21 protein-coding genes, 1 pseudogene and 1 riboswitch are annotated in these 25,823 nt (G+C 73.2%); of the genes and pseudogenes, 7 read left to right on the top strand and 15 right to left on the bottom strand.

Going from position 1 to position 25,823, the window contains the following annotated elements:
* Positions 1 to 148 precede the first annotated feature (148 nt).
* Together ACN9M0_RS27765 and ACN9M0_RS27760 are read left to right on the top strand one after the other, a co-directional pair.
* Positions 149 to 1,414 (top strand): MFS transporter, encoded by a 1,266-nt coding sequence (locus ACN9M0_RS27765; protein WP_399698891.1) that lies wholly within the window; start codon positions 149 to 151, stop codon positions 1,412 to 1,414.
* Positions 1,353 to 2,693, top strand: a complete 1,341-nt coding sequence (locus ACN9M0_RS27760) for a D-arabinono-1,4-lactone oxidase (protein WP_426404375.1) — start codon at positions 1,353 to 1,355, stop codon at positions 2,691 to 2,693. Before ACN9M0_RS27765 ends, ACN9M0_RS27760 begins: the two co-directional genes overlap by 62 nt.
* A 49-nt stretch (positions 2,694 to 2,742) precedes the next feature.
* Here the strand turns inward: ACN9M0_RS27760 and ACN9M0_RS27755 are convergent, their stop codons facing one another.
* On the bottom strand, positions 2,743 to 3,633 hold the full coding sequence (locus ACN9M0_RS27755) for a hypothetical protein (RefSeq protein ID WP_426404374.1): 891 nt from the start codon (positions 3,631 to 3,633) through the stop codon (positions 2,743 to 2,745).
* 486 nt (positions 3,634 to 4,119) lie between these two features.
* Between ACN9M0_RS27755 and sepH the strand changes: the two genes are divergently transcribed.
* A complete protein-coding gene (sepH, locus tag ACN9M0_RS27750; RefSeq protein WP_366039265.1) occupies positions 4,120 to 5,169 on the top strand; it encodes a septation protein SepH in 1,050 nt (349 codons plus the stop codon).
* A gap of 154 nt (positions 5,170 to 5,323) precedes the next feature.
* Here sepH and ACN9M0_RS27745 read toward each other — a convergent pair whose 3' ends face one another.
* Positions 5,324 to 6,151 (bottom strand): sulfurtransferase, encoded by an 828-nt coding sequence (locus ACN9M0_RS27745; protein WP_366039266.1) that lies wholly within the window; start codon positions 6,149 to 6,151, stop codon positions 5,324 to 5,326.
* A gap of 160 nt (positions 6,152 to 6,311) precedes the next feature.
* On the opposite strand from ACN9M0_RS27745, the gene ACN9M0_RS27740 reads away from it, so the two are divergent.
* Positions 6,312 to 7,085: a VOC family protein gene (locus tag ACN9M0_RS27740; protein WP_366039267.1), complete on the top strand. Its 774-nt coding sequence runs from the start codon at positions 6,312 to 6,314 to the stop codon at positions 7,083 to 7,085.
* 24 nt (positions 7,086 to 7,109) lie between these two features.
* On the opposite strand, the gene ACN9M0_RS27735 is transcribed toward ACN9M0_RS27740, so the two are convergent.
* The 5 genes from ACN9M0_RS27735 to ACN9M0_RS27715 form a co-directional block, all read right to left on the bottom strand.
* On the bottom strand, positions 7,110 to 8,465 hold the full coding sequence (locus ACN9M0_RS27735) for a polysialyltransferase family glycosyltransferase (protein ID WP_426404373.1): 1,356 nt from the start codon (positions 8,463 to 8,465) through the stop codon (positions 7,110 to 7,112).
* Positions 8,466 to 8,468: 3 nt separating this feature from the next.
* Positions 8,469 to 9,434: a glycosyltransferase family 2 protein gene (locus tag ACN9M0_RS27730; RefSeq protein WP_399698882.1), complete on the bottom strand. Its 966-nt coding sequence runs from the start codon at positions 9,432 to 9,434 to the stop codon at positions 8,469 to 8,471.
* Positions 9,435 to 9,563: 129 nt separating this feature from the next.
* Positions 9,564 to 12,086 carry a YfhO family protein gene (locus ACN9M0_RS27725; protein WP_426404372.1) on the bottom strand — a complete coding sequence of 841 codons (2,523 nt, stop codon included), beginning with the start codon at positions 12,084 to 12,086 and terminating at the stop codon, positions 9,564 to 9,566.
* A 158-nt stretch (positions 12,087 to 12,244) separates the two neighbouring features.
* Positions 12,245 to 12,874: an isochorismatase family protein gene (locus ACN9M0_RS27720; protein WP_366039271.1), complete on the bottom strand. Its 630-nt coding sequence runs from the start codon at positions 12,872 to 12,874 to the stop codon at positions 12,245 to 12,247.
* A 103-nt stretch (positions 12,875 to 12,977) separates the two neighbouring features.
* Positions 12,978 to 13,892 carry an MBL fold metallo-hydrolase gene (locus tag ACN9M0_RS27715; protein ID WP_426404371.1) on the bottom strand — a complete coding sequence of 305 codons (915 nt, stop codon included), beginning with the start codon at positions 13,890 to 13,892 and terminating at the stop codon, positions 12,978 to 12,980.
* A 215-nt stretch (positions 13,893 to 14,107) separates the two neighbouring features.
* Between ACN9M0_RS27715 and ACN9M0_RS27710 the strand changes: the two genes are divergently transcribed.
* Complete coding sequence (locus tag ACN9M0_RS27710; RefSeq protein WP_366039274.1) at positions 14,108 to 14,782, top strand: TetR/AcrR family transcriptional regulator; 675 nt, start codon at positions 14,108 to 14,110, stop codon at positions 14,780 to 14,782.
* 36 nt (positions 14,783 to 14,818) lie between these two features.
* On the opposite strand, the pseudogene ACN9M0_RS27705 reads toward ACN9M0_RS27710, so the two are convergent.
* Together ACN9M0_RS27705 and ACN9M0_RS27700 are read right to left on the bottom strand one after the other, a co-directional pair.
* Positions 14,819 to 15,004: pseudogene (locus ACN9M0_RS27705) on the bottom strand (thymidine kinase); the annotation flags it as partial.
* A gap of 30 nt (positions 15,005 to 15,034) precedes the next feature.
* Positions 15,035 to 15,748: a TetR/AcrR family transcriptional regulator gene (locus tag ACN9M0_RS27700; RefSeq protein ID WP_426404370.1), complete on the bottom strand. Its 714-nt coding sequence runs from the start codon at positions 15,746 to 15,748 to the stop codon at positions 15,035 to 15,037.
* A 107-nt stretch (positions 15,749 to 15,855) separates the two neighbouring features.
* Between ACN9M0_RS27700 and ACN9M0_RS27695 the strand changes: the two genes are divergently transcribed.
* Complete coding sequence (locus ACN9M0_RS27695) at positions 15,856 to 17,634, top strand: FAD-dependent monooxygenase (RefSeq protein WP_426404369.1); 1,779 nt, start codon at positions 15,856 to 15,858, stop codon at positions 17,632 to 17,634.
* Between the two features lie 7 nt (positions 17,635 to 17,641).
* Here ACN9M0_RS27695 and ACN9M0_RS27690 read toward each other — a convergent pair whose 3' ends face one another.
* The 4 genes from ACN9M0_RS27690 to ACN9M0_RS27675 are packed head-to-tail and all read right to left on the bottom strand — an operon-like array spanning position 17,642 to position 23,278.
* On the bottom strand, positions 17,642 to 18,292 hold the full coding sequence (locus ACN9M0_RS27690; RefSeq protein WP_366039277.1) for a thymidine kinase: 651 nt from the start codon (positions 18,290 to 18,292) through the stop codon (positions 17,642 to 17,644).
* Between the two features lie 51 nt (positions 18,293 to 18,343).
* A complete protein-coding gene (locus tag ACN9M0_RS27685) occupies positions 18,344 to 19,549 on the bottom strand; it encodes an alkaline phosphatase family protein (protein ID WP_366039278.1) in 1,206 nt (401 codons plus the stop codon).
* On the bottom strand, positions 19,549 to 20,145 hold the full coding sequence (locus ACN9M0_RS27680; RefSeq protein ID WP_056556995.1) for a DUF5998 family protein: 597 nt from the start codon (positions 20,143 to 20,145) through the stop codon (positions 19,549 to 19,551). The genes ACN9M0_RS27685 and ACN9M0_RS27680 overlap by 1 nt, the downstream gene beginning before the upstream one ends.
* A gap of 40 nt (positions 20,146 to 20,185) precedes the next feature.
* On the bottom strand, positions 20,186 to 23,278 hold the full coding sequence (locus ACN9M0_RS27675; RefSeq protein WP_426404368.1) for a GNAT family N-acetyltransferase: 3,093 nt from the start codon (positions 23,276 to 23,278) through the stop codon (positions 20,186 to 20,188).
* Between the two features lie 185 nt (positions 23,279 to 23,463).
* Here ACN9M0_RS27675 and ACN9M0_RS27670 point away from each other — a divergent pair, with 185 nt between their 5' ends.
* A complete protein-coding gene (locus ACN9M0_RS27670; RefSeq protein WP_267046286.1) occupies positions 23,464 to 23,745 on the top strand; it encodes an HPr family phosphocarrier protein in 282 nt (93 codons plus the stop codon).
* Positions 23,746 to 23,901: 156 nt separating this feature from the next.
* Here ACN9M0_RS27670 and ACN9M0_RS27665 read toward each other — a convergent pair whose 3' ends face one another.
* Together ACN9M0_RS27665 and ACN9M0_RS27660 are read right to left on the bottom strand one after the other, a co-directional pair.
* On the bottom strand, positions 23,902 to 24,585 hold the full coding sequence (locus ACN9M0_RS27665; protein WP_366038550.1) for a GntR family transcriptional regulator: 684 nt from the start codon (positions 24,583 to 24,585) through the stop codon (positions 23,902 to 23,904).
* A 192-nt stretch (positions 24,586 to 24,777) separates the two neighbouring features.
* Positions 24,778 to 25,548 (bottom strand): M23 family metallopeptidase, encoded by a 771-nt coding sequence (locus ACN9M0_RS27660; protein WP_366038549.1) that lies wholly within the window; start codon positions 25,546 to 25,548, stop codon positions 24,778 to 24,780.
* A gap of 12 nt (positions 25,549 to 25,560) precedes the next feature.
* Positions 25,561 to 25,726, bottom strand: a riboswitch (cyclic di-AMP (ydaO/yuaA leader).
* Positions 25,727 to 25,823: the final 97 nt, after the last annotated feature.

Here is a 25,823-nt window from a genome sequence, read left to right as displayed (position 1 = left end):
TCCTCCCACCCGCCTCCGGCGGCGAGGGGCGCGGCCCGTCCGTGGCCGGTCGTCCGCAGAACCGTTCGTCCGAAAAACGAGGATGACCGATCGACTTCAACACCGTAGGCTTTAGCTATTAATTACACGTGTTGACCAAGGACCTCTCTTGCCCAGTCCCTACCGCGCGATCTTCGCGGCGCCCGGAACCGCATCGTTCTCCGTCGCGGGATTCCTCGGCCGGATGCCCCTGTCCATGATGGGCATCGGCATCGTGACCATGATTTCGCAGGTCACGGGCCGGTACGGCCTCGCCGGCGCGCTCTCGGCGACGCTCGCGATGTCCGCCGCGGTCCTCGGCCCGCTGGTCTCGCGCCTGGTCGACCGGCACGGACAGCGCGCGGTGCTCCGCCCCGTGACGCTGGTCTCGCTCGCCGCGGCCGCCGGACTCCTCCTCTGCGTGCAGCAGAAGGCGCCGGACTGGACCCTGTTCGTGTTCACGGCCGTGATCGGCTGCGTGCCCAGCGTGGGCGCGATGACCCGGGCCCGCTGGGCGGAGATCTACCGGGGCGAGGCGCGGCGCCTGCACACGGCGTACTCCTGGGAGTCGATCGTCGACGAGGTGTGCTTCATCGTCGGCCCGATCCTCTCCATCGGCCTGTCCACCGCCTGGTTCCCCGAGGCCGGCCCGCTCTTCGCCGGGGCGTTCCTGGCCGTCGGCGTCTTCTGGCTGACCTCGCAGCGCGCCACGGAGCCCCGGCCGCACCCGCGGAGCGGCGACGAGCGGGGCGGCTCCGCGCTCCGCTCCCCCGGCCTCCAGGTGCTCGCCCTCGCCTTCGTCGCCACCGGCGCCATCTTCGGCTCGGTGGACGTGGTGACCGTGGCCTTCGCCGAGGAGCAGGGCCACAAGGCCGCCGCCAGCCTCGTCCTGGCCGTCTACGCGCTGGGCTCCGGCCTGGCCGGCGCCGTCTTCGGACTGCTCCACCTCAAGGGCGATCCGTCCCGCAGGTGGCTCCTGGGCATCTGCGCGATGGCCGTGAGTATGATCCCCCTCCTACTGGCCGGGAACTTGCCGTTGCTGGCCGTGGCGCTCTTTGTCGCGGGCCTGTCCATCGCACCGACGATGGTGACCACCATGGGCCTCGTCGAAGCGCACGTACCGCGCACCAAGCTGACCGAGGGCATGACCTGGACGGGTACCGGGCTCGCGATCGGCGTGGCGCTCGGCTCCTCGGCCGCCGGCTGGGTGGTCGACGCCTCGGGAGCCGAGGCGGGGTACGTGGTGCCCGTCGTCTCGGGCGCGCTCGCGGTCGCGGTGGGTCTCCTCGGACACCGCCGGCTGCGCAGGCCGGCGCCGAACCGGGAGGGGCAGCGTGAGCGGGACGACAACAGCGGGGCCGGGGAGCGCCAGGACGGCGAGCAGCCCGTGGCGTAACTGGGCGGGGAACGTCACCTCCCGCCCCGTCAGGGAGGTGAGCCCGGCCTCCGCCGAGGAGCTCGCCGAGGCGGTGCGCCGCGCGGCCGAGGACGGGCTGCGGGTCAAGACGGTCGGCACCGGCCACTCCTTCACCTCGATCGCGGCCACCGACGGCGTGCTGATCCGGCCGGGTCTGCTGACCGGGATCCGGCGGATCGACCGCGAGGCGATGACCGTCACGGTCGAGTCGGGCACGCCCCTGAAGCGGCTCAACGTGGCGCTGGCCCGGGAGGGCCTGTCGCTCACGAACATGGGCGACATCATGGAGCAGACCGTCGCCGGCGCCACCTCCACCGGTACGCACGGCACGGGCCGCGAGTCGGCGTCCATAGCCGCGCAGATCCGCGAGCTGGAGCTGGTGACGGCCTCGGGCGAACTGCTGACCTGCTCCGAGAAGGAGAATCCGGAGGTCTTCGCGGCCGCCAGGATCGGTCTCGGCGCCCTCGGTGTGGTCACGGCGATCACCTTCGCGGTGGAGCCGGTCTTCCTGCTCACCGCGCGCGAGGAGCCGATGACCTTCGACCGGGTCACCTCGGAGTTCGACGCGCTGCACGCGGAGAACGAGCACTTCGAGTTCTACTGGTTCCCCCACACGGACAACTGCAACACCAAGCGCAACAACCGCAGCGCGGGCCCCGCCGCTCCCCCCGGGCGGATCAGCGGCTGGATCGAGGACGAGCTCCTCTCCAACGGCCTCTTCCAGGTGGCCTGCTCGCTGGGCCGGGCGGTGCCGCCGGTCGTCCCGTCGATCGCCAAGGTCTCCAGCCGGGCCCTGTCGGCCCGTACGTACACCGACATCCCGTACAAGGTCTTCACCTCGCCGCGCCGGGTCCGCTTCCTGGAGATGGAGTACGCGCTTCCGCGTGAGGCGGCCGTCGCCGCACTGCGCGAGGTCAAGGCGATGGTCGAGCGCTCACCGCTCAAGGTGAGCTTCCCGGTGGAGGTGCGGACGGCTCCCGCGGACGACATCGCGCTGTCGACGGCCTCGGGGCGGGAGACCGCGTACATCGCCGTCCACCTCTACAAGGGAACGCCCCACCAGGCGTACTTCACCGCGGTGGAGCGCATCATGACGGCGCACGGGGGCCGCCCCCACTGGGGCAAGGTCCACACCCGCGACGCCGCCTACTTCGCCGAGGTCTACCCGCGCTTCGCCGAATTCACGGCGCTGCGCGACCGGCTCGACCCGGACCGACTGTTCGCCAACGACTACCTGCGCAGGGTCCTGGGCGACTGACGATCACTCGGGCCCGCGCCTGACGGTCGGTCGGGTGCGGGCCTGACGGTCACTCCGCTCCCCCCACGGCCCCGGTCCCGGCTCCGGCCGGGTCCGGGGCCGTGGGGGTCTCGGGCTGCCCCGTCCCCGCGGTCGGCTCCTGGGTCGGCGCGGTCGGCTCCGTCGTCGGGCCGGTCGGTGTCGGGGCGGGCGTCGTCCCGCCGTCGGCGGACCCGGACGGGGTGGGCTCCGCCGAAGGGGTCCCGGTGCCGGTCCCCGCGGTCTCCGGGTCGCCGGGGGTCGGCATGGTTCCCGTCGTGGGCGTGCCGGCGCCGCCCTGCTGCCGTCCGGTGCCGTCCGCGGATCCCGACGGCGTGGGCGTGGGCTCCTGGTCCCGGTCGGGCGCCTCCTGGCCCGTGCTGCCGCCGCCGCGGACGACGGAGCCGAAGGTGGTGGTGTTTTGTGTGCCGCTGAAGTCCTGCCCGGAGACCAGCTCGTAGGCGGTGATGCCGCCCATGGTGACGCCGAAGACGAGGGCGGCGGCGATCGCCGGGCGCTTCCAGCCCCGGACACGGGTGCCGTGGGTGGTCGCCTCGCCGAACTCCTCGTCGGACGGCGGCGGGGCCGGGAGCGTGGCCTGCATCAGGGTGCGGTCGTCCAGCGGCCCGGCCGGGACCGGGACCTGACGCGCCTTCGGCTTGGCCGCGGCGGTCACGTCGCGGACCTGCTCGCCGGTGCGCTTGAAGAGCTGCTGGAAGAGCGGTCCTCCGCAGGTCGCGATGACACTGATCACACCGGCGCCGAGGATCGTGCCGTACACACCGAGGGTCGAGGCGAGCTTGGCGGCGATGACCGCGGCCAGGGCGCTGCCGGAGACCTGGGCGACGCTCAGGTCGATCCTTCTCCTGCCGCTCCCCTCCTCCTCCGGCTCGTCCCTGTCGGTTTTCGGCCTGTGACGCATCTCCGACCCCTGATGGTTCATCCGTTCGCCTTGCACCCAGAAGGGACAAACAGGAGAAGCGAATAGTTCCGTTTCTGCTGTTTCTGTGAAGAGCGACACGTACGGGGGAAGATCACGGAGACTCAACTCCCGTACCGCCCGAGAAGTTGGGCGGCGCGCCGGTCCACCCAGGTGGCCCGAATGGAGTACATTGACGAACCCTGGGTCCGGACGCCCTCACGGGTGCCCGGGATCATGGGGAGAGGGTCGGACACGACGCTCGAACCGGCGACGCCTCGGCATCGCACGGAAACCGACTGCACAGAGTGACCGCCAGTCACTCCGGGTAGCCGACAGGTAACCGTGCCATAACGGCGCTCCAGGGTCCATGCCCGACACGCCGGGCAACTCGGCAAGGTAGTGGCAGGCTGCACCCGGGCAGGCCACACTCGACTAGCGGAAGCAGCGACGCACGTGACGTCGGCAGGCACCACCCGGGAGGTCCCCATGCCCGAACTGCGTGTCGTGGCCGTCTCCAACGACGGCACACGACTGGTGCTGAAGGCTGCTGACAGCACGGAGTACACGCTTCCGATCGACGAGCGGCTCCGTGCCGCCGTGCGCAACGACCGCGCGCGCCTCGGCCAGATCGAGATCGAGGTGGAGAGCCACCTCCGTCCCCGCGACATCCAGGCCCGCATAAGGGCCGGTGCCTCCGCGGAGGAGGTCGCCCAGCTCGCCGGCATCCCCGTCGACCGCGTACGCCGCTTCGAGGGCCCCGTGCTCGCGGAGCGCGCCTTCATGGCCGAGCGGGCCCGCAAGACCCCGGTCCGCAGGCCCGGGGAGAACACCGGCCCGCAGCTCGGCGAGGCGGTGCAGGAGCGGCTGCTGCTGCGCGGCGCCGACAAGGACACCGTGCAGTGGGACTCCTGGCGGCGCGACGACGGCACCTGGGAGGTGCTGCTCGTCTACCGGGTCGCGGGCGAGGTCCACACGGCCAGCTGGACGTACGACCCGCCCCGGCGGCTCGTCCAGGCCGTGGACGACGAGGCACGGGCCCTGATCGGCGAGACCGACGACACGATCGCCGCGGCGCCGGAGCCGAGCTTCCCCTTCGTGCCGCGCATCGCCCGGCTGCCCCGGGACAGGCCGCTCGACCGCGCCCTGGACCGCCAGATCGACCGGCCCGACCGGCCCGACCGCCAGCTGGAGCGGGCGCCCGCACCCGTCGAGCCGGAGGAGGAGCGGGACTCGCTGACGAGCCTCCTGGAGGCCGTGCCCAGCTTCCGCGGCGACATGGTCGTGCCCGAGCCGCCGGACACCGAGCCTTCGGAAGAGGCGGAGGCGGAGGAGCCGCCGGCCCCGGCCGCCTCGGCGGGCGCGGGTTCGGCGTACGCCGACGTCCTGATGCCACGCGCGGTCTCGGGTCACCGCGACCGTCTGCACGGCGCCACGGACCGCCAGGCCGAGGCGGACGGCGTCCGCCCGGGCCGCCGCGCCGCCGTGCCGAGCTGGGACGAGATCGTCTTCGGCACCCGCAGGAAGAAGCAGGACTGACAGCAGTACGAGAAGGGCCCGCGCCGCTCGCCGACGCGGGCCCTTCTCGTACGCGCTACCGCGGATCCGTGTCACACCGTGTGACGCGGGTTCCTCTCGTACGCGCTACGGCGACGGACCGGGCCGCCGAACGGCGCGGGCTCGTCCGTACGCGCTACCGCGGGTCCGGGCCCGTGGCGACCGGGCGGGTGGGGTCCGAGGACCATTCCGACCAGGAGCCGGCGTAGAGGCCCGCGGGGATGCCCGCGATCTCCAGGGCGAGCACTTCGTGGGCGCCCGAGACACCCGAGCCGCAGTAGACCGCGACCGGGGTTCCCTCGGCCGCGCCGAGCGCGGTGAAGCGGTCCCGCAGGACGTCGGCGGCCAGGAAACGGCCCTCGGCGTCGACGTTCTCGGTCGTCGGGGCGGAGACCGCGCCCGGGATGTGCCCGCCGACCCGGTCGATCGGCTCCACGTCACCCCGGTAGCGCTCGGCCGCCCGGGCGTCCAGGAGCAGCCCCGTACGGGCCAGCGACGCCGCCGCGCCGGCGTCGAGCAGTCCGAGGGCGCCCGGTTCCGGCCGGAAGTCGCCCGGCTCCGGGGCGGGGACCTTCTCCGTGAGCTCCCCCGTCCAGGCCGCGAGGCCCCCGTCCAGGACCCGCACGTCCGGGTGTCCCGCCCAGCGGAGCAGCCACCAGGCGCGGGCCGCGCCCCAGCCGAGACCGCCGTCGTAGACGACGACCGGCCGGTCCGCCGACACGCCCGCCCGGCGCATCGCGGCCCCGAAGACCTCCGGGTCGGGCAGCGGGTGGCGGCCGCCGCTCCCGGGCGGTCCCGCGAGTTCCGCGTCCAGGTCGACGTAGACCGCGCCGGGGAGGTGGGCGGCCTCGTACGCGGGCCGTCCGGGCGGGCCGCCGAGCGTCCAGCGGACGTCCAGGAGGACCGGCGGCCGGGCCCCGGCCGACTCGCTCAACAGTTCGCTTGCGGAGATGATGGGCTTCATGGGAGCCATCCTCGCGCAGCCGCACGGCCGCGGGGGAAGGACCCGGCGACCTCCGACGGGATCGCGCCACGATCGGTGCGGCCGGGGCGCGCGGCGCCGCCGCCGGTGACACCATCGGACAGGGGCACGGCCACGACGACGGTCCGAGGAGAGAGTGACGATGACCGAGGCGACTCCTCGCCCTCCCGGCACACCCTGCTGGGTGAGCCTGATGGTGCACGGCCTTGACGCCACGCAGGAGTTCTACCACGAGCTCTTCGACTGGGACTTCGTCCCCGGCCCGCAGCAGCTCGGCCCGTACGTGCGCGCGCTGCTCGGCGGCAAGGAGGTTGCGGGCATCGGCCAGCTGCCGCCCGACCGGCACCTGCGCATCGCCTGGACCCCCTACCTGTCCGCCGAGGACGCCGACGAGACCGCCGAGAACATCCGCTGCTGCGGCGGCACCGTCGCCGTCGGCCCGCTGGACGCCGGCGAGGCGGGCCGCCTCGCGATCTGCTCCGACCCGGTGGGCGCGGTCTTCGGCGTCTGGCAGGCGGAGGCGCACCACGGCACGGCGACGGCGGGACCGCCCGGGACCCCGGTGTGGAACGAGCTCCTCACGTACGAGACGTCCTCGATCGGCAAGTTCTACCGGACGGTCTTCGGCTACGAGGTGGAGCCGGTCGTCTCCGCCGACCACGACTACGCGACGCTCCACGTGGCCGGGGCCCCGGTGGCCTCGCTGCACGGCGTCGGCAACGCACTCCCCCGGGACCGGGGCCCGCACTGGATGACGTACTTCGAGGTCGCCGACACGGACGCGGCCGCGCGGCTCGTCGTGGAGCTCGGCGGTCAGGTGCTGCGCCCGCCGCGCGAGGGCACGGCGGGCCGGCTCGCCCTGGTGGCGGACCCGGAGGGCGCGGTCTTCACCCTGGTCAGATCCGCCGAACACTGAGCGCGGGCGGTCGGGCGGTACTGGTCAGCCGCGCCGGCTCCGGACCAGGCCGCGGCGCAGCCGGGAGGTGCCCGGCCGTTCCCGGGTGGCCCCTCCGCCCGGGAGTCCGAGCTCGGTCAGTCGCTCGGCGGTGAAGTGGCGGGCGGTGTCGGGGTCGGCGTGGTGTTCCGCAAGGAACGCGGCGGCCTCCTCGCGGAGCCCCGGGTGGACCTTGTGCCGCATGCAGTAGCCGACGGCCCTGACCAGGGGCGTGAGTGAGGCGGGTGCGGGTCCGGGGACGGCGGGCTCCTCGCCGCGCTCCAGGTCCGCGACCAGGTGGTCGACGACGGTGAGCGGGATCCGGTTGCTGTTCTCGAAGGGGGTGAGCCGTTCGAGGACCTCGGCCGTGCCCACGCGCGCGATGGGGACGCCGTAGTGGACGGCGGCGGTGAGCATCGCCGTGGAGAAGCAGCCGACGACGAGTTCGGGCCGGCAGCGCTCGTAGAAGGTCTCGGCGAGCAGCGGCCCGTCGAGCACCGTGAGCCGTACGCCGCTGCGCTCGGCCTCCTCGTCCAGGGCCTGGGAGTAGCGGGCGGGCGCGGTCGGGTGGGGCTTGAAGACCACCGAGCGGTGTCCGGCCGCGGCGGCCCCGCGCAGCATCCGTACGTGCAGTTCCTCTTCCTCCTCGGCGGTGAGCAGGGAGAGGGCGGCGAGGTACTGGCCGAGCAGCAGGGCCGTCGGGCCGGCGGCGGCCGCCCGCGCGATCTCCGGGTCGTCGGCCGCCTCCTCGGCGATCTCGGACAGGACGGCGCGGAAGGCGGCGTCGGGGACGAGCTCGGGCTCGACCCCGTACTCGCTCAGGAGGAGGGGGCGAAGGCCCGGCACCAGGTCGAGGTGGAGGACCCGGCGGACGCGGCAGGCGATCGACTGCGCGAGGTCGGAGCGGGTCGGGCCGTAGCTCATCAGGCCGTCCGCGTAGACGTGCACGGTGCTCTCGGGGAAGGTGCCGGCGAGGGCCTTGGCCGGGTTGACCTGGATGGATTCGACGATCAGCTCGACCGGGGCGGTGCCGAGGTCCCAGGCGGTGCGCAGGACGCGCTGCCACAGCGGGGCCTCCTCGGGACGCGGGGCCCAGGCGGCGGGGTGGTACGGGTGGATCGTCTCGTTCCAGTCGAGGGTGCCGTCGAAGCGGGCGGCGATCCGCTCGTACCCGGTCATGGTCTCCAGACGCAGTGCGGTCTCCGGGATCTCGGCGTTGTGCGAGAGCAGCAGGAGCCTGCGGGCGGAGCCGCGGGGGCCGAACTGACCGGCGTCGAGCGCGGCGGCCAGGGTGGCCGCGCCGTACAGGGTGGACACCTGGAAGATCTGGACCGGCATGTCGGGGGCGGCGGCGGGGGCCATGGGTCAGGCGGTCCTTCCGGTGTCGCGCAGGCTCCGGAGGAGGGTGCTGCGCGGGGTGTCCATGGTGGCGAGGGTCTCGTCGAGGACCTCCTGCGGCATGCGGTGCAGGGCGTCGCGGACGTCGGAGCGCAGCCGCGCGGCGACGGCGGGCTCGTACGCGGCGACCTTCCCCATGTGGAAGGCGATCATCGCGCAGTAGGTGCGGACCGCCTTCGGGAGGAAGCGGTCCGCCTCGGCGTCCCGGGAGACGTCTTCGAGCAGGAGGTCGTACGAGGGAATGAAGTCCAGCTGCCGGTTGTCCGTGATCTGGGTGAGCGAGGTGGTGACGCCCCGCCGGTAGAAGACGCCGTGCAGGGAAAGGGCCGCGAACGTGCGCGCCTTGAGGTGGAGCCGCCAGATCCAGAGACGGTCCTCGGCCGTTCTGAGAGAGGTCTCGAAACGGGATTCCCCGTTCTCGAAGAGACGACCGCTGTAAATGCCGAAGGGGACGAAGGGATAGTCGACCATCGTCACCATGCTGGCCGGGGAGATTCCGTCCCGGGGGTCCATGACGGTGTCGCGGCGCTTGGCCGGGGCATAACGGATCTGCCGCTTCCGGCCTTCCGACAGGACGTGGTCGGTCCGGGCGAAATCGCAGTCCAGGCGGGAGATTCCGGCCACGGCCGCGCTCAGGTGGCCGGGCGCGTACCAGTCGTCGCCGTCGAGGAAGGTGAGGTAGTCGCCGCTCGCCGCGTCGATTCCGGTGTTGCGCGCCTGGGCGACGCCCTGATTCGTCTCGTGCCGGATGACGGTGGCGTTGGGCAGGCGGTCGCGCCAGCGGTCGAGGATCTCCGGGGTGTCGTCCGTCGAGCAGTCGTCGATCAGCAGGAACTCGAATTCCGGATCCGCGTTGTTCGCGAGACTGCGCAAGGTGTCGGGCGCGTATGCCCCGACATTGTGGAACGGTACGACGACGGACAGTTTCGGCACTCGGGATCCCCACACTGAAGCGAACAATTAAACGCCGTTACAGCGGGCACAGTAACGGCCGACTTTTCCCGGTGAACGATCCGCGTCTGCACTCCGGGTGAACTCTTGTCGTCCCTGACGGAAACCCCGTCACCTGCGGGCCCGTCCGCGGTGCAGGAACCCCGTCACGGCGAGCGCGAGGAGCGCCGCCGCGCCGACCGCGCCGCCGCGCCCGAGGCCCGGCGGCCGGAAGGAGCAGCTGACCGTGGTCGCCCTTCCGTCGAGGGGGACGGCGAGAAGACCCTCGTACGCGCGCGCGGGGCGGGCGTCCGCGTCTCCGGCGGCGCAGCGCCAGCCGGAGATGCGGGGGACGGCGAGGACCGCGACGCCCTTGCTGCCCGGGGGCAGTTCGGCCGTGACGGTGTGTCCGGTGGTACGCACGCGCGTGGCGCCGGTGGCGGTGAGGTGCCGCACGGCGGAGTCGAGCCGGGGGCCGACCAGGCATCCGATCGGTTCGCGGGGCAGCCGCACCTTGCCCTCGGGCCCGAGGTCGATGCGCACCTCACCGGAGTCCGGGACGGTGCCGAGGGCCTTCATGGGGGCGCGGACGGAGGGCGGCTTGCCGTCGAACTCCACGGGCCGCTCCCCCGCCAGGGCGGCCGTGCCCTTGTACTCGGGTGCCCAGAACCAGACCTGGGAGCCCGCCGGGCAGCCGGCGGTGAGGGTGCGTCCGGTCCGGCGCGGGGCGGGCAGTTCGTACACGTCGGCGCCGAGCAGGCGTTCCTGCCGGGCGAAGGCCGAGTCCCCGGGGTGCGTGGCCGGCCGCCCCGGCGGGCGGACGGTGACCAGGGGCGGTACGGGGGTGGTGGTGGCGGTGACCGTGGCGCGGGGCACCGCGTCCTGCCGTACGGGCTCCGTGGGCTCCGAGCGCAGCCGGGTGCCGATGGAGAACAGGGCGTCGGCCACGGGGTTGTCGAGGCTGACCGGGTGCCGGCCCTTGGCGTAGTAGCCGAAGCCGAGCGAGGCCAGGGTCCGGGAGGTCACGTCCGCGGTGAGGCTGCTGTAGTAGTCGGCGCCCTGCCCTCCGACGAGGAGGACGTCGTTGCCTCCGGGGACCTCGCCGGGGTCCGTGCGGTGGCGGGGCCAGTCGTCCGCGCGGGCCGCCTCGGCGGCGGCGGTCGCGTGCCAGGGGCCGATCCGGGGCGACCAGGAGACCTCGCTCCGCCGCTGCTCCTCGATCCGCTTCCCGGTGACGGCCACCTCGCCCGCCTGGGCGGCGACGAGCAGGACCACGGCCAGGACGGGGAGTACGCGCGCGTGGCGGCGGCGGTCGCCCGCCAGGGCGAGGAGGACGGCGACGACCGCGAGGAGCGCGGCCGCGCCGAAGGCGGGGAAGGTCCACCGGTCGATGTCGACGCTCCCCCGGGCCGCCCAGGCCAGGGCTCCGAGCAGCGCCACGCCCGCGAGGAGCGCCGCCGGCCGGGGCACGCCGCGGGCGGCGGAGAACCAGGCCGCGATCAGCAGCAGGCCGCACAGGACGAAGGTCTGACGGTACGGAATGCCGTTGGGCGAGGCGCCGGCGTGCCACAGGAGGTGGGTGGGCTCCCACTGGAGGGAGAGCGTCACCAGGACGACCGCGGCCGTCCAGACGGCCCGGACCCGCGGGGCGACGGCCCGGTTGAAGGGCAGCGTCAGGGCGAGCGCCAGGGCGGGGGTGCCGATGTAGAGGGCGGGGCTGGCGACGCTCGCGGTGGCCGGCAGGAACCGGGCGAGGACGTCCGTCCAGGGCGCGGGCGCGAAGGTGGTCTCCGGGGTCGGGTCCGCGACCTTCGTGGCGAGGAAGACGACCACGACGAGCGGCGCGGCGAGCCCGATGCCGATGAGGACGCCCCGGGCGGCCCGCAGCGCCCCGGCGAGGCGCTGCCGCGCTCCGGCGGTCTCCTCGGCGGTGAGGAGCCGTACGGCGAGGACCACGGCGGCACCGAGGGTCGCCATGTACGCGGTGTAGAAGTTGGCGATCCAGGCCAGGGCGACGACGAGGGGGCCGAGGACGGGACGGCGGCCGGTACGCGCCCACTCGCCGACCAGGCAGAGGAGGGGGAAGGCGACGAGACCGTCGAGCCACATCGGGACGGTGGCGCCGTAGTCGAGGGTCCAGCCGGAGAGGGCGTACGCGGTGCCGAGGACGGCGGCGACCGGCCACGGGCCGGGGCGCAGCCGCAGGAGCAGCAGCGCCATCGCGGCCGCCGCCGCGGTGATCTTGGCGGCGGTGATGACGTACAGCGCGAGTTCGACGCGGTCGGCGGGGAAGAACACGACGAGCAGGTCGAAGGGGCTGCTCAGATAGGTGCCGATGTCGCCGAGGAAGTTGGCGCCGAAGCCGGAGTTCCAGTTGAGGAAGGCGTCTCCGTGCGTCTCGCCGAGCAGGAGGGCGCGCCAGTACGCGTGGTACGGCAGGTACTGCTGGCCGAGGTCGACGACGTTCCTGGTCACCGGGCCGAAGGGGTACGTGCGGGAGAGCCGGGTGGCGAGGCAGAGCAGGACGGCGGTGAGCAGGGCGGCGGCGGCCGGGCCCCGCAGGGCGGACCGCCGCCGCTCGCCGCCGCGGTGCCGCTCCGCCGCGTCGCGTACGGTCTCGTCCTCGGCGTACACGGCCTCGGCGGCGGGGGGCACACATCCTCCAGGGGGCGTACGGCACTTGAGACGCCCGGAAGGTTCGTCACGGGCCGACCGCCATTACCGCCGAGGCGGGCGACCCGCAACCGATCAGCAGGCGCTCTTCAGGCACACCCCGGGTGAACTCCGGGTGCCGGCGCGGCCGATCCGGCACCTCATCCGACGGTCGCTGTCGCGGTCGCGGTCGCCACGAGCTCGTCGACCGTACGGGCCACCGTGCCGAACAGGTCGCGGACCGTCGTCAGGCTCGCGGCCTGGAGCGCCTCCGACGGCAGGATGCCGCCGTCCGGCGCCTCCAGGGGGCGGGTCGCGGTGGCCTCGGCGACCACGGTCGGGCGGTAGCCGAGGTTGAAGGCGCCCTGGGCGGTGAAGAGGACGCACATGTGCGTCATGAAACCGGCGAGGACCAGGTCCCCGCCCACGCCGAGGTCCTTGAGGGTCTCCTCCAGGTCGGTGGCGTGGAAGGCGTTCGGGAACTGCTTGACGACGACCTTCTCGCCCTCGATCGGGGCGACCTCGTCGCTGATCGAGCCGATCTCGGCCCGGATGTCGTACGGACCGCCCTCACCGCCGTCGTTGACGATGTGGACGACCGGGGCACCCGCGGCGCGGGCGGCGGCGAGCAGCCGGGCACCGGCGGCCACGGCCTCCTCGGCCCGGTCGAGCCGCATGACGCCGGTGCGGTAGGTGTTCTGGAAGTCGATCATGATCAGGGCCGACTCGCCGAGTCGCGGCAGCTCCTGGGGCAGGCCGATCACATCACGCAGGGTGGCGGAGGCGGTCATGACGGTTCCTTTCACGGAGGTTTCGGGGGAGACGGCGGGGTGCCGCGGAGGGCTCACGAGAGGGAAGCAGCGGGGTGCCGCGGAGGGAGCACGTGAGACCGGCTCACGAGAGGCTCTTCGCGGTGCCGTCGGGTGCGAGGTCGACGAGCTCGGCGGCGACGCCCTCGGCCCGGAACGCCTTGACCAGGGACTCCATGTCCTCGGAGTAGATGTTCCAGCCGTCGGTGTGCACCGGGACGACCTTGCGCGGGTCGAGGTGCCTGGCCACCAGGGCGGCGTTCGCGGAGGTGAGGGTCAGCGGGGCGTTGTCGAGGATCGCGGGGGTGCGGGCGGCGCCGGCGAAGAGGACGGCCGTGTCGATCGGGCCGATCTCCTTCCTGACCCGGTCACCGACCTCCCTCGCGACCTTCACCGAGGCGTTGTCACCGGAGATGTAGGTGGTGGGGACGCCCGGGCCGCTGAGGACGAAGCCGGTGACCTCGCCGTCCGTGCCGCGGTCGACGCCGTCGGGCCCGTGCAGGGCGGGCACGGCGGTGACCCGGACGGTGCCGGCGGCGGTCTTCAGCTGCTGGGAGTCCCAGCTCTTCATGCCGGTGACGTGGTCGCCGAGCCGCTTCCGGGCGCCGGGCGTGGAGAGGACGACGGGTACGTCCTTCAGGAAGGCGCGGCCCGAGTCGTCGAGGTTGTCGTCGTGCTGGTCGTGCGAGAGCAGCACGGCGTCGATCCGGCCGATCCGGTCGATGCCGAGCGCGGGGGCCTTCGTCTTCTCCAGGCCGCTCTTGTACTTCTTCGGCGCGTCGAAGGTCGGGTCGAGCAGCAGGCGCAGGCCGCCGACCTCGAGGATCGTGGTCGGCCCGCCGATGTGCGTGGCGGTGAACGTCGCGGTGGGGACGGCGCCCTCCGCTCCGTCGGCGGCGTCCTCGTCGGTGCCTCCGCAGCCGGCGAGGAGGGCCACGCTCGCGGTGGCGGCGACGGCACCCGATGCGACGCGTCGTCGGAGGAACGTCGAACGGTTCATGGGGGAACACCAGCTCTCTCGTTGCGAACGGTCGGACAGCTCGGAGGCGCGCCACCCTCCGGGCATGTTTCACACGCTAACACAACTCGTAATCAACGATTACATCAGCGAGGCACACCGCTCCCCACGAGCACCGCCGAAGAAGGATTCGCCCAGGTCCGCACTGTTAGCGCTGTTACCGGTCGCTGTTATCGAGCGCTGTTATCGTGGGGCCCATGTCGACGGCACGAGAGCGCATCCTGGAAGCGACCGGGGAACTGCTCGCCACCAAGGACGCGCTGGCGATCTCGACCCGGGCCATCTGCGACCGGGCGAAGGTCGGCATGCCCGAGATCTACCGCCAGTTCGGCGACAAGCAGGGGCTGCTGACGGCGGTGGCCGACATCGGCTTCGAGCGCTTCCTCGCCGAGAAGCGGCGGAACCCGCTCACCGAGGACCCGGTGGCGGACCTGTGCACGGCCTGGGACAGCCACGTCGCGTTCGCGCTGCGCAACCCGTACCTCTACCGCCTGATGTTCACGCCCACGGGCGACGCCAAGCCGCAGGCAATCAAGGAGGCGCAGGCGATCCTCCTGAAGGCCGTGGAGCGCTGCCGCGACGCCGGGCGCCTGCGCATGAGCCCCGAACTGGCCGGCCAGTCGATCCTCTCGGCCAATGTGGGCGTGTGCATGATGGCGCTGTCCTTCCCCGAGCTGTTCGGGGACCTCGCCATCTCGTACGCGGTACGTGACGCCGTCATCGGGAAGGTCACCGGCGACGAGCGCGAGGACACCCGGATCGGCACGGCGACGGTACTCGCCCAGGCGCTGCTCGGCACCCTGACGGGAACGGCCCCGGCGGACGGCGCCGCCCTCGACGACCTGACCCGCGCCCTCCGGCCGCCGGCCTGAGACGCGGACTCCGGCGGACCCCGGCGGGGGCTGTCGTCAGGCGTGGCTGACGGGGAGGACGTCCGGGGAGAGGGCGCCCGCGCGGGCGGCGGCCGAGGTCACGCGGCGGCGGTGGTGACGACGGCAGAGGACCTCGTAGCCGATCTCCTCGGCCGGGCGGTTCACGTCACCGACGACGACCCGCTCGCCCTCGACGACCATCTCGCCGCCGACCGTACGGGCGGCCACCTGCATCCAGACGGGCGACGCCGGCTATCGGGAGGCGGCTACCTGCGCGGCGATCCCGGCGAGTAGACAGCCGAGTCCGAACTCGAATTGACGGTCGGCGTCGAGGTCCTCCGCCTCGATCACCGAGCGGGCGAAGTTCGGGTACGCGCCACTGCTGACGATGTCACGCACGTACGGACCGACACTCGCCCGCCACTGCTCCTGAGTCAGGCCGGTGCGGCGCTGTGCGTCCTGTTCGGCGAGCTGGTCCGACACCGCACCGAGAACGTAGTGGTGCAGCGGACGGATGAGCGTGACGGCCAGGGACGCGTCGGGGGTCAGCGACGCTGCGGCGGCCAGCGCGAAGTCCAGCTGGCGCACAGAGTTCGGCCCGAGCGCCGGGCGGGACATCAGCGCACTGCCGAGCCACGGGTGCCGCAGCAGGTCGGCACGCAGGCGGCGGGCGACGCCGCCCAGGTCGGCGCGCCAGTCCCCGGACGGCGGCTGCGCCGGGTGCTCGCCGCGCACCGCGTCAACCATGAGGTCCAGCAGCTCGTCCCGGCCCGCGACATGGCGGTAGAGCGATGTCGTCCCAGAGCTCAGGTCCGCGGCGAGCCGACGCATGGACAGAGCCTCCAGGCCCTCCGTGTCGGCGATGCCGACGGCCACGGAGACGATCCGGTCGAGGCTCAGGCTCTGGCGACGCGGAGCGCGCGGCTCCCGCGCCCAGACCAGTGCGGGTGGCGGTTCCTCGGACATCGCGACAACTCCTCCAGTCAATCCACTGGGCACATCGTACGCCAGTGGCTACAGTGTTCCCATAAATGGGAACACTGTTCCCGCATCTCTCGGACCGAGGAGCCTTCATGCACGATGCCCGTATCCAGGTCCTGGTCGCCGGTGCCGGCACGGTGGGCCTGGCCGCCGCGCTGTTTCTGGCCCGTCACGGGGTGGAGGTCATGGCGGTGGAACGCCAGGCCGGGCCTTCGCAGCACCCCAGGGCCATCGGTGTCGGACCGCGCACCGTGGAACTCCTGCGCGAAATGGGCCTGGCCGAGGCGGTCGACGGTGTGGCCGTCGACATGGCCGGCGGCAACCTCGGCATGATCAAGGCCGAAAGCCTCGCCACCGCCGAAGCCCTCGCCGGCCCTGGCCCGTCGGCCGCCCGGTCCACCCCGTCGACGGTGCCGGGCGTCCGCCCGCCCGCCGACCCGCTGCGGGAGCTCAGCCCGGGTCGGCTTCGCGGCACCTGTCCGCAGAACCGGCTCGACGCGGTGCTGCTGCCGGCCGCCCGCAGGGAAGGCGCCACCGTGCTGTACGGGACAGAACTGGTCTCGTTCAGCCAGGACGGCGAAGGCGTCACGGCGATTCTCAACGGCCCGGACGGCAGGCGTTCGGTACGAGCCGACTACCTGGTGGCCGCAGACGGCGTGAAGAGCCCGGTCCGGGCCGCACTCGGCATCCCCACCACAGGCCCAGGCCCGCTCGGCGAGCCGAAGGTGAACATCCTGTTCCGCGCCGACCTGCGCAGCCTGACCCGGGGACGCTCCTTCCTCGCCTGCGAGATCACCCGCCCGGACTTCCACGGCATGCTGATGACGATCGACGGCGAGCGGGAGTGGGTCCTCCACGTCGGCTACGACCCGGACGCCGGCGAGTCGGCGCGGGACTTCACCCCGGAGCGCTGCCGCCAACTGGTCCACTCGGCACTCGGCAGCCAGGCCCCGGAGGTGGAGATCGTCTCCACGCTGCCGTGGCGGATCCGGGCGCTGGTCGCCTCCCGCTTCTCGGACGGACGGGTGTTCCTCGCCGGTGACGCCGCACACGCCATCCCGCCGCTGGGCGCCTTCGGCATGAACACCGGGATCGCCGACGCCCACAACCTGGCGTGGAAGCTGGCGCTGGTTCTGCGCGGTCCGGCCGCGCCGAACCTTCTGGACACCTACGATGCCGAGCGGCGTCCGGTCGGAGCGCTCGCCGTCGAGCAGGGCAGGCTCCGGCTGGCCGACCCCCGCCTGCACTGGGACGGAAGCCCGGCTCTGGCGGCCGAGCGAGCCCGGGCCGGCGTCGTCAACTCCCCCATCGTGCACCTGGGTTACCGATACGAGTCGACCGCGGTCATCGACCCTGTCGCCGATCTGCCGTCACACGAGGAGATCGCGCTCAACCTGGACGGCGCGCCGGGCTCCAGGGTGCCGCATCTGTGGGTCACCCGGCACGGCGCCCGGATGTCGACGCTGGACCTCGTGCGGTCACGCTTCACGGTGCTCGCCGGGCCGCGCGGCTCCGCATGGATCCAGGCCGCCGCCGAGGCTGCCGACCGGCTCGGGATGGATCTGGGCGCCGAACTGGTCACCGCAGACCCGGACGCCGGCCGGGACGCCGTCGTGGACGCCGAGGGCAGGTGGCCTGCCGCCTCCGGAACCACCCCTGGCGGCGCCCTCCTGGTCCGCCCCGACGGTTTCGTCGCCTGGCGGGCCTCCGACCCGACACACCCGGCGCGCGACCTGGAGCAGGCGCTGATCCGTCTGCTCGGCATGGAGACCGAGACGACCACGGCGCCGCCCCGCACAGCACCTGCCCCCGACGCCCCGTCAGCTCACTCACTCGGTGTCGCGGCGTGCACCCCGACCCATGGCATTTGACGCAGTGTCAGGCGTGGCTGACGGGCAGGACGTCCGGGGAGAGGGCGCCCGCACGGGCGGCGGCCGAGGTCATGCGGCGGCGGTGGTGACGACGGCAGAGGACCTCGTAGCCGATCTCCTCGGCCGGGCGGTTCACGTCACCGACGACGACCTGCTCACCCTCGACGACCATCTCGCCGCCGACCGTACGGGCGTTGTGCGTGGCGCGGGCGCCGCACCAGCACAGGGCCTCGACCTGGAGCTGCTCGATCCGGTCCGCCAGTTCGATCAGCCGCTGCGACCCGGGGAACAGCTTCGTGCGGAAGTCCGTCGTGATCCCGAAGGCGAAGACGTCCAGACCGAGGTCGTCGACGATGCGGGCGAGCTGGTCGATCTGCTCCGGGGCGAGGAACTGGGCCTCGTCCACGATCACGTAGTCGGCCTTGCCGCCCTGAGAGAGCTGGGTGACGAGGTACGCGTAGAGGTCCATGTCCCGCGGCGCCTCGACGGCCTCCGTCACCAGGCCGAGCCGGGAGGACAGCTTGCCCTCGCCCGCCCGGTCGTCGCGGGTGAAGATCACGCCCTGAAGCCCCCGCGCGTCGCGGTTGTGGGCGATCTGGAGCGCCAGGGTGCTCTTCCCGCAGTCCATGGTTCCGGAGAAGAAGACCAGCTCGGGCATGACGGGACGCGGACCTTTCGGGTCGTCGGAAGGATCGGAGGGATCAGGGGGTCAGGAACGGACTTCGAGCAGCGGGACGAGCTGCTCCGCGGGGGTCATGGACCCGTGCATGCCGACCATCGCGGACTCGTTGGGCTCGTTGACGGAGGCGGTGATCGCCACGTCGTCGTGGGCTGCGGCGACGACGTCGCCGATCCGCCCGTACACCCGCTCGTCGACCTCGGCGCCGAACCAGCCGAGGGAGACGGCCTCGTCGCGGCTCGCCACCCAGAACTGCTCGCCGACGACCTCGCGCCAGCAGGTGAGGACGTCCGCCTCGGCGCCGGGCACGGCGTAGATGTGGCGGGCGCGACCCTCGCCGCCGAGGAGGGCGACGCCCGCGCGCAGCTCCCAGTCCTCGTCGAAGTCGATGCGGTGCTGGTCGTCGAAGGGGATGTCGACCATGCCGTGGTCGGCCGTGACGTACAGGGCCGCGCGGGGCGGCAGTTGCTCGGCGAGCCGCTGTACGAGCCGGTCGACGAACATCAGCTGGCCGCGCCAGGCGTCGGAGTCGATGCCGAAGCGGTGGCCGGCGCCGTCGAGCTCGCTGTAGTACGTGTACACGAGCGAGCGGTCGCCGGCGGCGAGCTGCTCGGCGGCGAAGTCCATGCGCTCCTCACCGGAGAGCCGCCCGTGAAACGTTCCGCCGCTGAGCGCGATCTTGGTGAGCGGGGTCTGCTCGAAGATCGGGGAGGACACCTGGGCGGTGTGGATCCCGGCCTTGTGCGCGAGCTGGAAGACGGTGGGGTACGGCTGCCAGACGTGCGGCGCGGTCCACGGCTTCCAGCGCAGCTGGTTCATCAGCTCGCCGGTGTCGGGGTTGCGCACGGTGTAGCCGGCCAGTCCGTGCGTCCCGGGGTGGCGGCCGGTGCCGACGGAGGCGAGCGAGGTCGCGGTGGTGGCGGGGAATCCGGCGGTGACCGGACGGCCCGTGCCGCCCCGCGAGGAGCCGAGCAGCGAGGTCAGGTACGGGGCCTCGTCCGGGTGGGCCTTGATCTGCTCCCAGCCGAGACCGTCGATCAGGAAGACGCAGTTCCGGTCGGCCGGGGTCAGCTCGGCGATCCGCGCGTCGAAACCGGGCACGCCCTGGCCGGCCACCAGCGTCGGCAGCAGGTCGCCGAGCGAGCCGGAGGCGTACTCGGGCACGGGCGCGGTCTCCGGCGCGAGCGGGACCGGGTCGTCGGGCCAGCCGTGCGTCACGGCGGTCGGCTGCACCATCAGCGGGTGGGAGCGGCGGTGGCCGCGATGGCTTCGGACAGGGCCTGGGCGAACGCGAGGGTCTGCCGGACGGTGTCCGGGCCGTCGCCGGCGTCGCTCACGCGCAGGCTGAGGTCGTCGGCGGTGGCGTTGCCGGTGTAGCCGTGGTCGGCGTCGCAGTTGGGGTCGCCGCAGGCGGCGGGCTCCAGGTCGATGCGGGAGACGGCACCCCAGCCGATGGTGAGGACCACCTCGCGGGGCAGCGTGCCCGGCGTGTACGACTCGGGGTTGGCGACCACGCGGCTGACGACGACCGACGAGATCCGGTCGAGCTTCACGGACTCGGTGGAGGTCGTGGCGTACGGGGTCGGGGAGCTGGTGTCGGCGGCCTGCTCGTCGGTGTGGCTGACGATGAAGCGGTGCGGCGTCAGGACGAGGACGGTGACGTGGCGCCGGACCTCGTTCGCGTCGAAGGTGGTCTCCTGGTGGACCACGTACGACGCGACGGCCTCGCCGCCGACGGCGGCCTCCACCGCCTCGGCCACGAGGGCCGGGTAGTAGCCGCTGCGCTCGATCGCCGCGCGCAGCCCCTGGGTCGTCGTACCGCTCTTTGCCATGGACTCCATCCTACGGGGCCGAGGGGCCCCCTCAGGCCCGTCAGTAACGTGGCAGGCTCCGTGGGCCGAGGTCCGTGCGGGGCGCGGGCGGGGCCAGCCGGACGGTCGCGCCGAGGACGGAGAGTCCGCGGGGTGCCACGACCACCGGCTCCAGGGAGACCGCGACCACCTCGGGGTGGTCGTCGACGAGCCGGGACACCCGCAGCAGGAGCTCCTCCAGGGCCGGGGTGTCGACCGGGGCGGAGCCGCGCCAGCCGAAGAGCAGCGGGGCGGTGCGGAGGGAGCGGACGAGTTCGGCGGCGTCCCGGTCGGTGGCCGGAACCAGCCGGTGGGCGGTGTCGCCGAGCAGTTCGGAGGCCGCCCCCGAGAGGCCGAAGGAGAGGACGGCGCCGACGGCCGGGTCGATCGCGGAGCGGACGACGGTGTCGACGCCCCGGGGCACCATCGCCTGGACGACCGGCTGGAGCTCCTCCGGTTTGCCGAGGACCTCGGTCAGCTCGGCGTACGCCGTGCGGAGCTGCTCCTCGGTGGCGAGGTCGAGCCGGACGCCCCCGAGGTCGGGGCGGTGGCGGAGGTGCGGCGCGGTGGTCTTGAGCGCGACGGGGTAGCCGAGCCGGCCTGCGGCGGCCGCGGCCGCGCCGGGGGTGGGCGCGGGGAGGGTCGGCAGCGCCTTGATCCCGTACCGGGCGAGCAGCGCCCCGGCCTCCTCGGTGTCGAGGGTCACACCGCCGGCGTCCACTCCGTCGCCGCCGAGGACCCCCTCGATGAGCGCGGCGGCCCCGGCCTCGTCGATGTCCTCGTACTCGGGCACCCGCCCGGGCTCGGCGGCCTGCCGCCGCCACTGTCCGTACCGCACGGCCTCGGCCAGGGCCCGCACGGCCCGCTCGGCGGCGGGGTAGGCGGGGATGGCGGCGGCGCCCCCGGCAGGCGGGGCGGCGTCGGGACGGGGGGCGGCCGGTGCCGCGCCCGGGCCCGGCGCGGCGGCCGGGGGCGCGCCGGGCGCGGTCCGGACCGGGCTCGCCGCGGGCGCCTGGGCGGCCGGGGGCGCCTGACCGGTTCCGGTCGGGGAAGCGGCGGACCGGCGCTCGGCCGACAGCCCTTCGGGCAGGGGCGGGGACACGCGCGGGGGCCCGTCAGGCCCGGGCCCCGCCGGGGCTCCGGCCCGCCCGGCACCGGAGACGGCAGGGACCGCACCCCGTCCCGGCGCTGCCGGCCTCGTGCTCGTCGCGACCGCGAGGGCCTCCGCGAGGCCGCCCATCTCGACGTGGACGACGACGACCGGCTTGGTCGGCGCGGGGGCGGAGGCGACGGCCTCGCGGAGGGCGGCCGCGAGCACCTCGCCGTCGCCGAACTCGGTCGCACCGTCCTCGCCGACCCAGGGGATCGCGGTGACGACGACCGCGTCGGACGTCTCGTCGGCGAGTGCCGCCGCCAGCGCGTCACGGAAGTCCGCCGGGACCGCGGACGTCGTCAGGTCGAGCGGTCGCAGCGGTCGCAGCCCCTCGGTCAGGCAGGCGTCGTACGTGAGGAGGCCGAGCGACTCGGAGTTGCCGAGGATCGCGACCCGGGGCCCGGCGGGCAGCGGCTGGGCGGCGAGGAGCAGTCCGGCGTCGACGAGTTCGGTGACGGTGTCGACGCGGATCACCCCGGCCTGGCGGAGCAGCGCGGAGACCGTGGCGTGCGGGATGCGGGTGACCGGCACCCGGTGGCCGGGCGGGGCGCTGCCGCTGTGCCGGGCGCCCTTGACGACCACGACGGGCTTGACGGCGGCGGTGCGGCGGGCGAGCCGGGTGAACTTCCGGGGGTTGCCGATCGACTCCAGGTAGAGGAGGACGACGTCGGTGCCGGGGTCGTCGTACCAGTGCTGGAGGAAGTCGTTGCCGGAGACGTCGGCGCGGTTGCCGGCCGAGATGAAGGAGGAGAGCCCCGCGCCCCGCCGGTGCAGCCCGGCGAGGAGGGCGATCCCGATGGCGCCGGACTGGGTGAAGAGCCCGATCCGCCCGGCGGCCGGCATCTGCGGCGCGAGCGAGGCGTTGAGCCGGACATCGTCGGCGGTGTTGATGATCCCGAAGGCGTTGGGGCCGATGATCCGCATGCCGTACGAGCGGGCCTGGCGTACGAGCTCACGCTGGCGCTCGCGGCCGGCGGCCCCGCTCTCGGCGTATCCGGCGGAGAGCACGACGAGGCCGCGCACCCCGTGCTCGCCGCAGTCCGCGACGGCCTCGGGCACCCGGTCGGCGGGGACGGCGACGACGGCCAGGTCGACCGGTTCGCCGATGGCGCCGACGGAGGGGTGGGCGGGGACGCCGTCGAGCTCGGTCGCTCCGGTGAGCGCGGCGTTCACCGCGTACACCCGCCCCGTGAAGCCGGCCCCGAGGAGGTTGCGGAGCACGGTCCGGCCGACGCCGCCCGGTGCGCGTCCGGCGCCGACGACGGCTACGGACCCGGGGGTGAGGAGCCGCTGCACGGACCGCGCCTCGGCGCGCTGCTCCCGCGCGCGCTGCACGGCGAGGGAGCGATCGGTCGGTTCGAGGTCGAGGTGGAGCCGTACGGAGCCGTCCTCGAAGCTGCGCTTCTGGGTGTAGCCCGCGTCGGTGAAGACCTTGATCATCTTGTTGTTGGCGGGGAGCACCTCGGCGGCGAAGCGGCGGATGTTCCGCTCGCGCGCGACCGCCGCGATGTGTTCGAGGAGGGCGGAGGCGACGCCCCTCCCCTGGTGCGCGTCCTGGACGAGGAACGCGACCTCGGCCTCGTCGGCCGGGGCGGAGGCGGGCAGCCCCTGGGCGTTGATGCGGTCGTAGCGCACGGTGGCGATGAACTCGCCGCCTACGGTCGCCGCGAGCCCGACCCGGTCCACGAAGTCGTGGTGGGTGAAGCGGTGGACGTCCTTGGCGGACAGGCGCGGGTAGGGGGCGAAGAAGCGGTAGTACTTCGATTCGTCCGAGACCTGCTCGTAGAAGCTGACCAGCCGCTCGGCGTCGTCGGCGGTGATGGGCCTGATGCGCGCGGTGCCGCCGTCGCGGAGCACCACGTCCGCCTCCCAGTGGTCGGGGTAGGCGTGCTCGGGCGGAGCCGGCCTCGCCGGGGGTGCCGGTGGTTCCGCCGCTTCCGACTGCTCCGACGCGCTCTGCATGGGGTCAGCCTACGGCGGCGACACGACGGCGGCATCGGTCGCGTGGCGGGTGTGCGCGATGCAAGGTGTTGCAAGGTAGGGAGGGCCGAACGGCGGTCCGATCCGGGCCGAAGGTCGGCGCGAGCACCGCGCGACCCGTGAGAGACTGGTCTAGACAACCCGCTTGAGACTTGAAGGGCAACACCATGGCTGAGCGCCGCGTCAACGTCGGCTGGGCCGAGGGCCTGCACGCCCGCCCCGCGTCCATCTTCGTCCGTGCCGCCACGGCCTCCGGCGTGCCGGTGACGATCGCCAAGTCCGACGGCACCCCCGTGAACGCCGCCTCCATGCTCGCGGTGCTCGGCCTGGGCGCTCAGGGCGGCGAGGAGATCGTTCTCGCTTCGGAGGCCGACGGCGCCGAGATCGCGCTCGACCGCCTGGCGAAGCTGGTCGCCGAGGGCCTGGACGAGCTCCCCGAGACCGTCTGACCCCGGCCCCCCGTACGACGAATGGCCGTGGTCGCCGGAATTCCGGCGACCACGGCCATTCGCTTTTCCCCGGACTCCGCTTTCGGGCAGCACGATATATACAGGCAGCACGAATAGCCCGGCCGGAATGCCTGTTCTTTGTATACGGTGTGCGCGTTAATTCCGGGCACTCGCCGTGTTGACTGCGTGTTGCGAAACCCTCACACGGCCGGGCTCCGGCCTTTTGAGCCGGTGCAGCGACAGCGAGCGTTCCGCGTGCAGCGCGGTCAGCGCCCTCGCCCGTTCGGCGTCGCCGCGGGCCACGGCGTCCACGATCGCGCCGTGCTCGGCCCAGGCCTCCACCGGCTGGGCGGGCTGCTCGATCACGTACGTCCAGGCGATCTTGTGCCGCAGCTGGGTGAGGAGCGCGGTCAGGGCCGGGCTCCCGGAGGCCTGCGCGAGGGTCTCGTGGAACCAGCCGCCGAGCGAGCGCAGATCCTCGCCCTGGCCGCGCCTGGCCCGCTCCTGCCCCAGCCTGACCAGGCCGCGCAGCACCTTGAGGTGCGCCTCCGTGCGCCGCTGCGCGGCCCGCGCGGCCCCGAGCGGTTCGAGCAGCGCCCGCATGTCGAGCAGGTCGGCCGCCTCCTGCTCGGTCGGCTCGGCGACCTGGGCGCCCGCGTGGCGGCGGGTGACGACGAAGCCCTCGGACTCCAGGGTGCGCAGCGCCTCGCGGACCGGGACCCGGGAGACCCCGTACCGGCGGGCGAGCTGCTCCTCGGTCAGCCGCCCTCCCTGCTCGAACACGCCGGAGACGATGTCGTCCCGGATCGCCGTGCATACCGAATGCGCGGGAATGCGCATGTCCGACCTCCGCCTTGGTCCGCGCGAGACAATTCGAGCGGCGCCTGTTCTGCGCCCGATCTTCGACTCTATTGCAGCGCGCCGGAATTTCCGATGCCCCGGCGGAATCCATGGACGTCTTTTGGTCAGCGAAAAGCCCCGGCTCAGTACGAGCCGGGGCTTTTGCGACGCGGTGTGCGGCGGAGGTGCGGGTCAGACGGAGACGCCGCGGGCGCGGAGGTACGTGATCGGGTTGATGTCCGAGCCGTACTCGGGGCTCGTGCGGGCCTCGAAGTGGAGGTGCGGGCCGGTGGAGTTGCCGGAGGAGCCCGAGATGCCTATCTGCTGGCCCGGCTCGACGGTCTGACCGACGTAGACCCCGAGGGAGGAGAGGTGCCCGTACTGGGTGTACGTGCCGTCGTTCATCCGGATGACGATGTTGTTGCCGTACGCGCCGCCCCAGCCGGCCTCGACGACGGTGCCGGAGCCGACGGAGACGACCCGGGTGCCGTAGGCGGCGTGGAAGTCGATGCCGGAGTGGCTGCCGGAGGACCAGAGCGAGCCGCCGGTCTTGTAGCCGGTGGAGACGTACGAGCCGGCGACGGGGAGCTGGAAGGAGGCCAGACGGCGGCGCTCGGCCTCGCGGGCGGCGCGCTCGCGCTCCACCCGGATCTCCTTGGCGCGGGCCTCGGCCTTGCGCTTCGCCTCGGCCTTGGCCTTCGCCTTGGCGATGGCCTCGACGGCCTCCTGCTCCTGGGCGGCGGCCTGGGCGTTGATCCGGTCCACGAGGGAGTCCTCGTTGATCACCTGGATGAGGCCGGTGTCCTCGACGGAGCGGTTGTCCGTGTCGGCGGCGAGCGCCGGGGAGGCGAGGGTTCCGATGACGCCGGTGGTGGCCAGCGTCGCGACGCCGGCGATGCCCACGCTGCGGCGCGCCATCCGGCTCGGACCACGATGCTTCCCGGTGGCACGGGTGAACGCCATGTAGGGGCTGATCCTTTCCTTCCTTCTCGCCTACCGGGTTAGCTGACGGGTTCGGAGCAGGAAGGTCTCCTACGAGCCCCTCCGTACGAGACGAAGGCGCCCGATTCACCCCAGGGACTACGTGTGGGTCCCCGGCTCCCCAGGCTCGCGCCTGACGGGGACTCGGCGATGACTGTCCGATGCCGCGGCTGCGGCACGTGCAACTGACGAACAGCCGCACCGACGCTATGCGGATCGTCTTTCAATCACCAACCAGACACGCCTTTTGTAAGACA

Origin of the sequence: Streptomyces sp. R-07, from assembly GCF_049913175.1 — a bacterium.
Lineage (GTDB): Bacteria > Actinomycetota > Actinomycetes > Streptomycetales > Streptomycetaceae > Streptomyces.
This window is presented reverse-complemented; position numbering and strand designations above follow the sequence as displayed.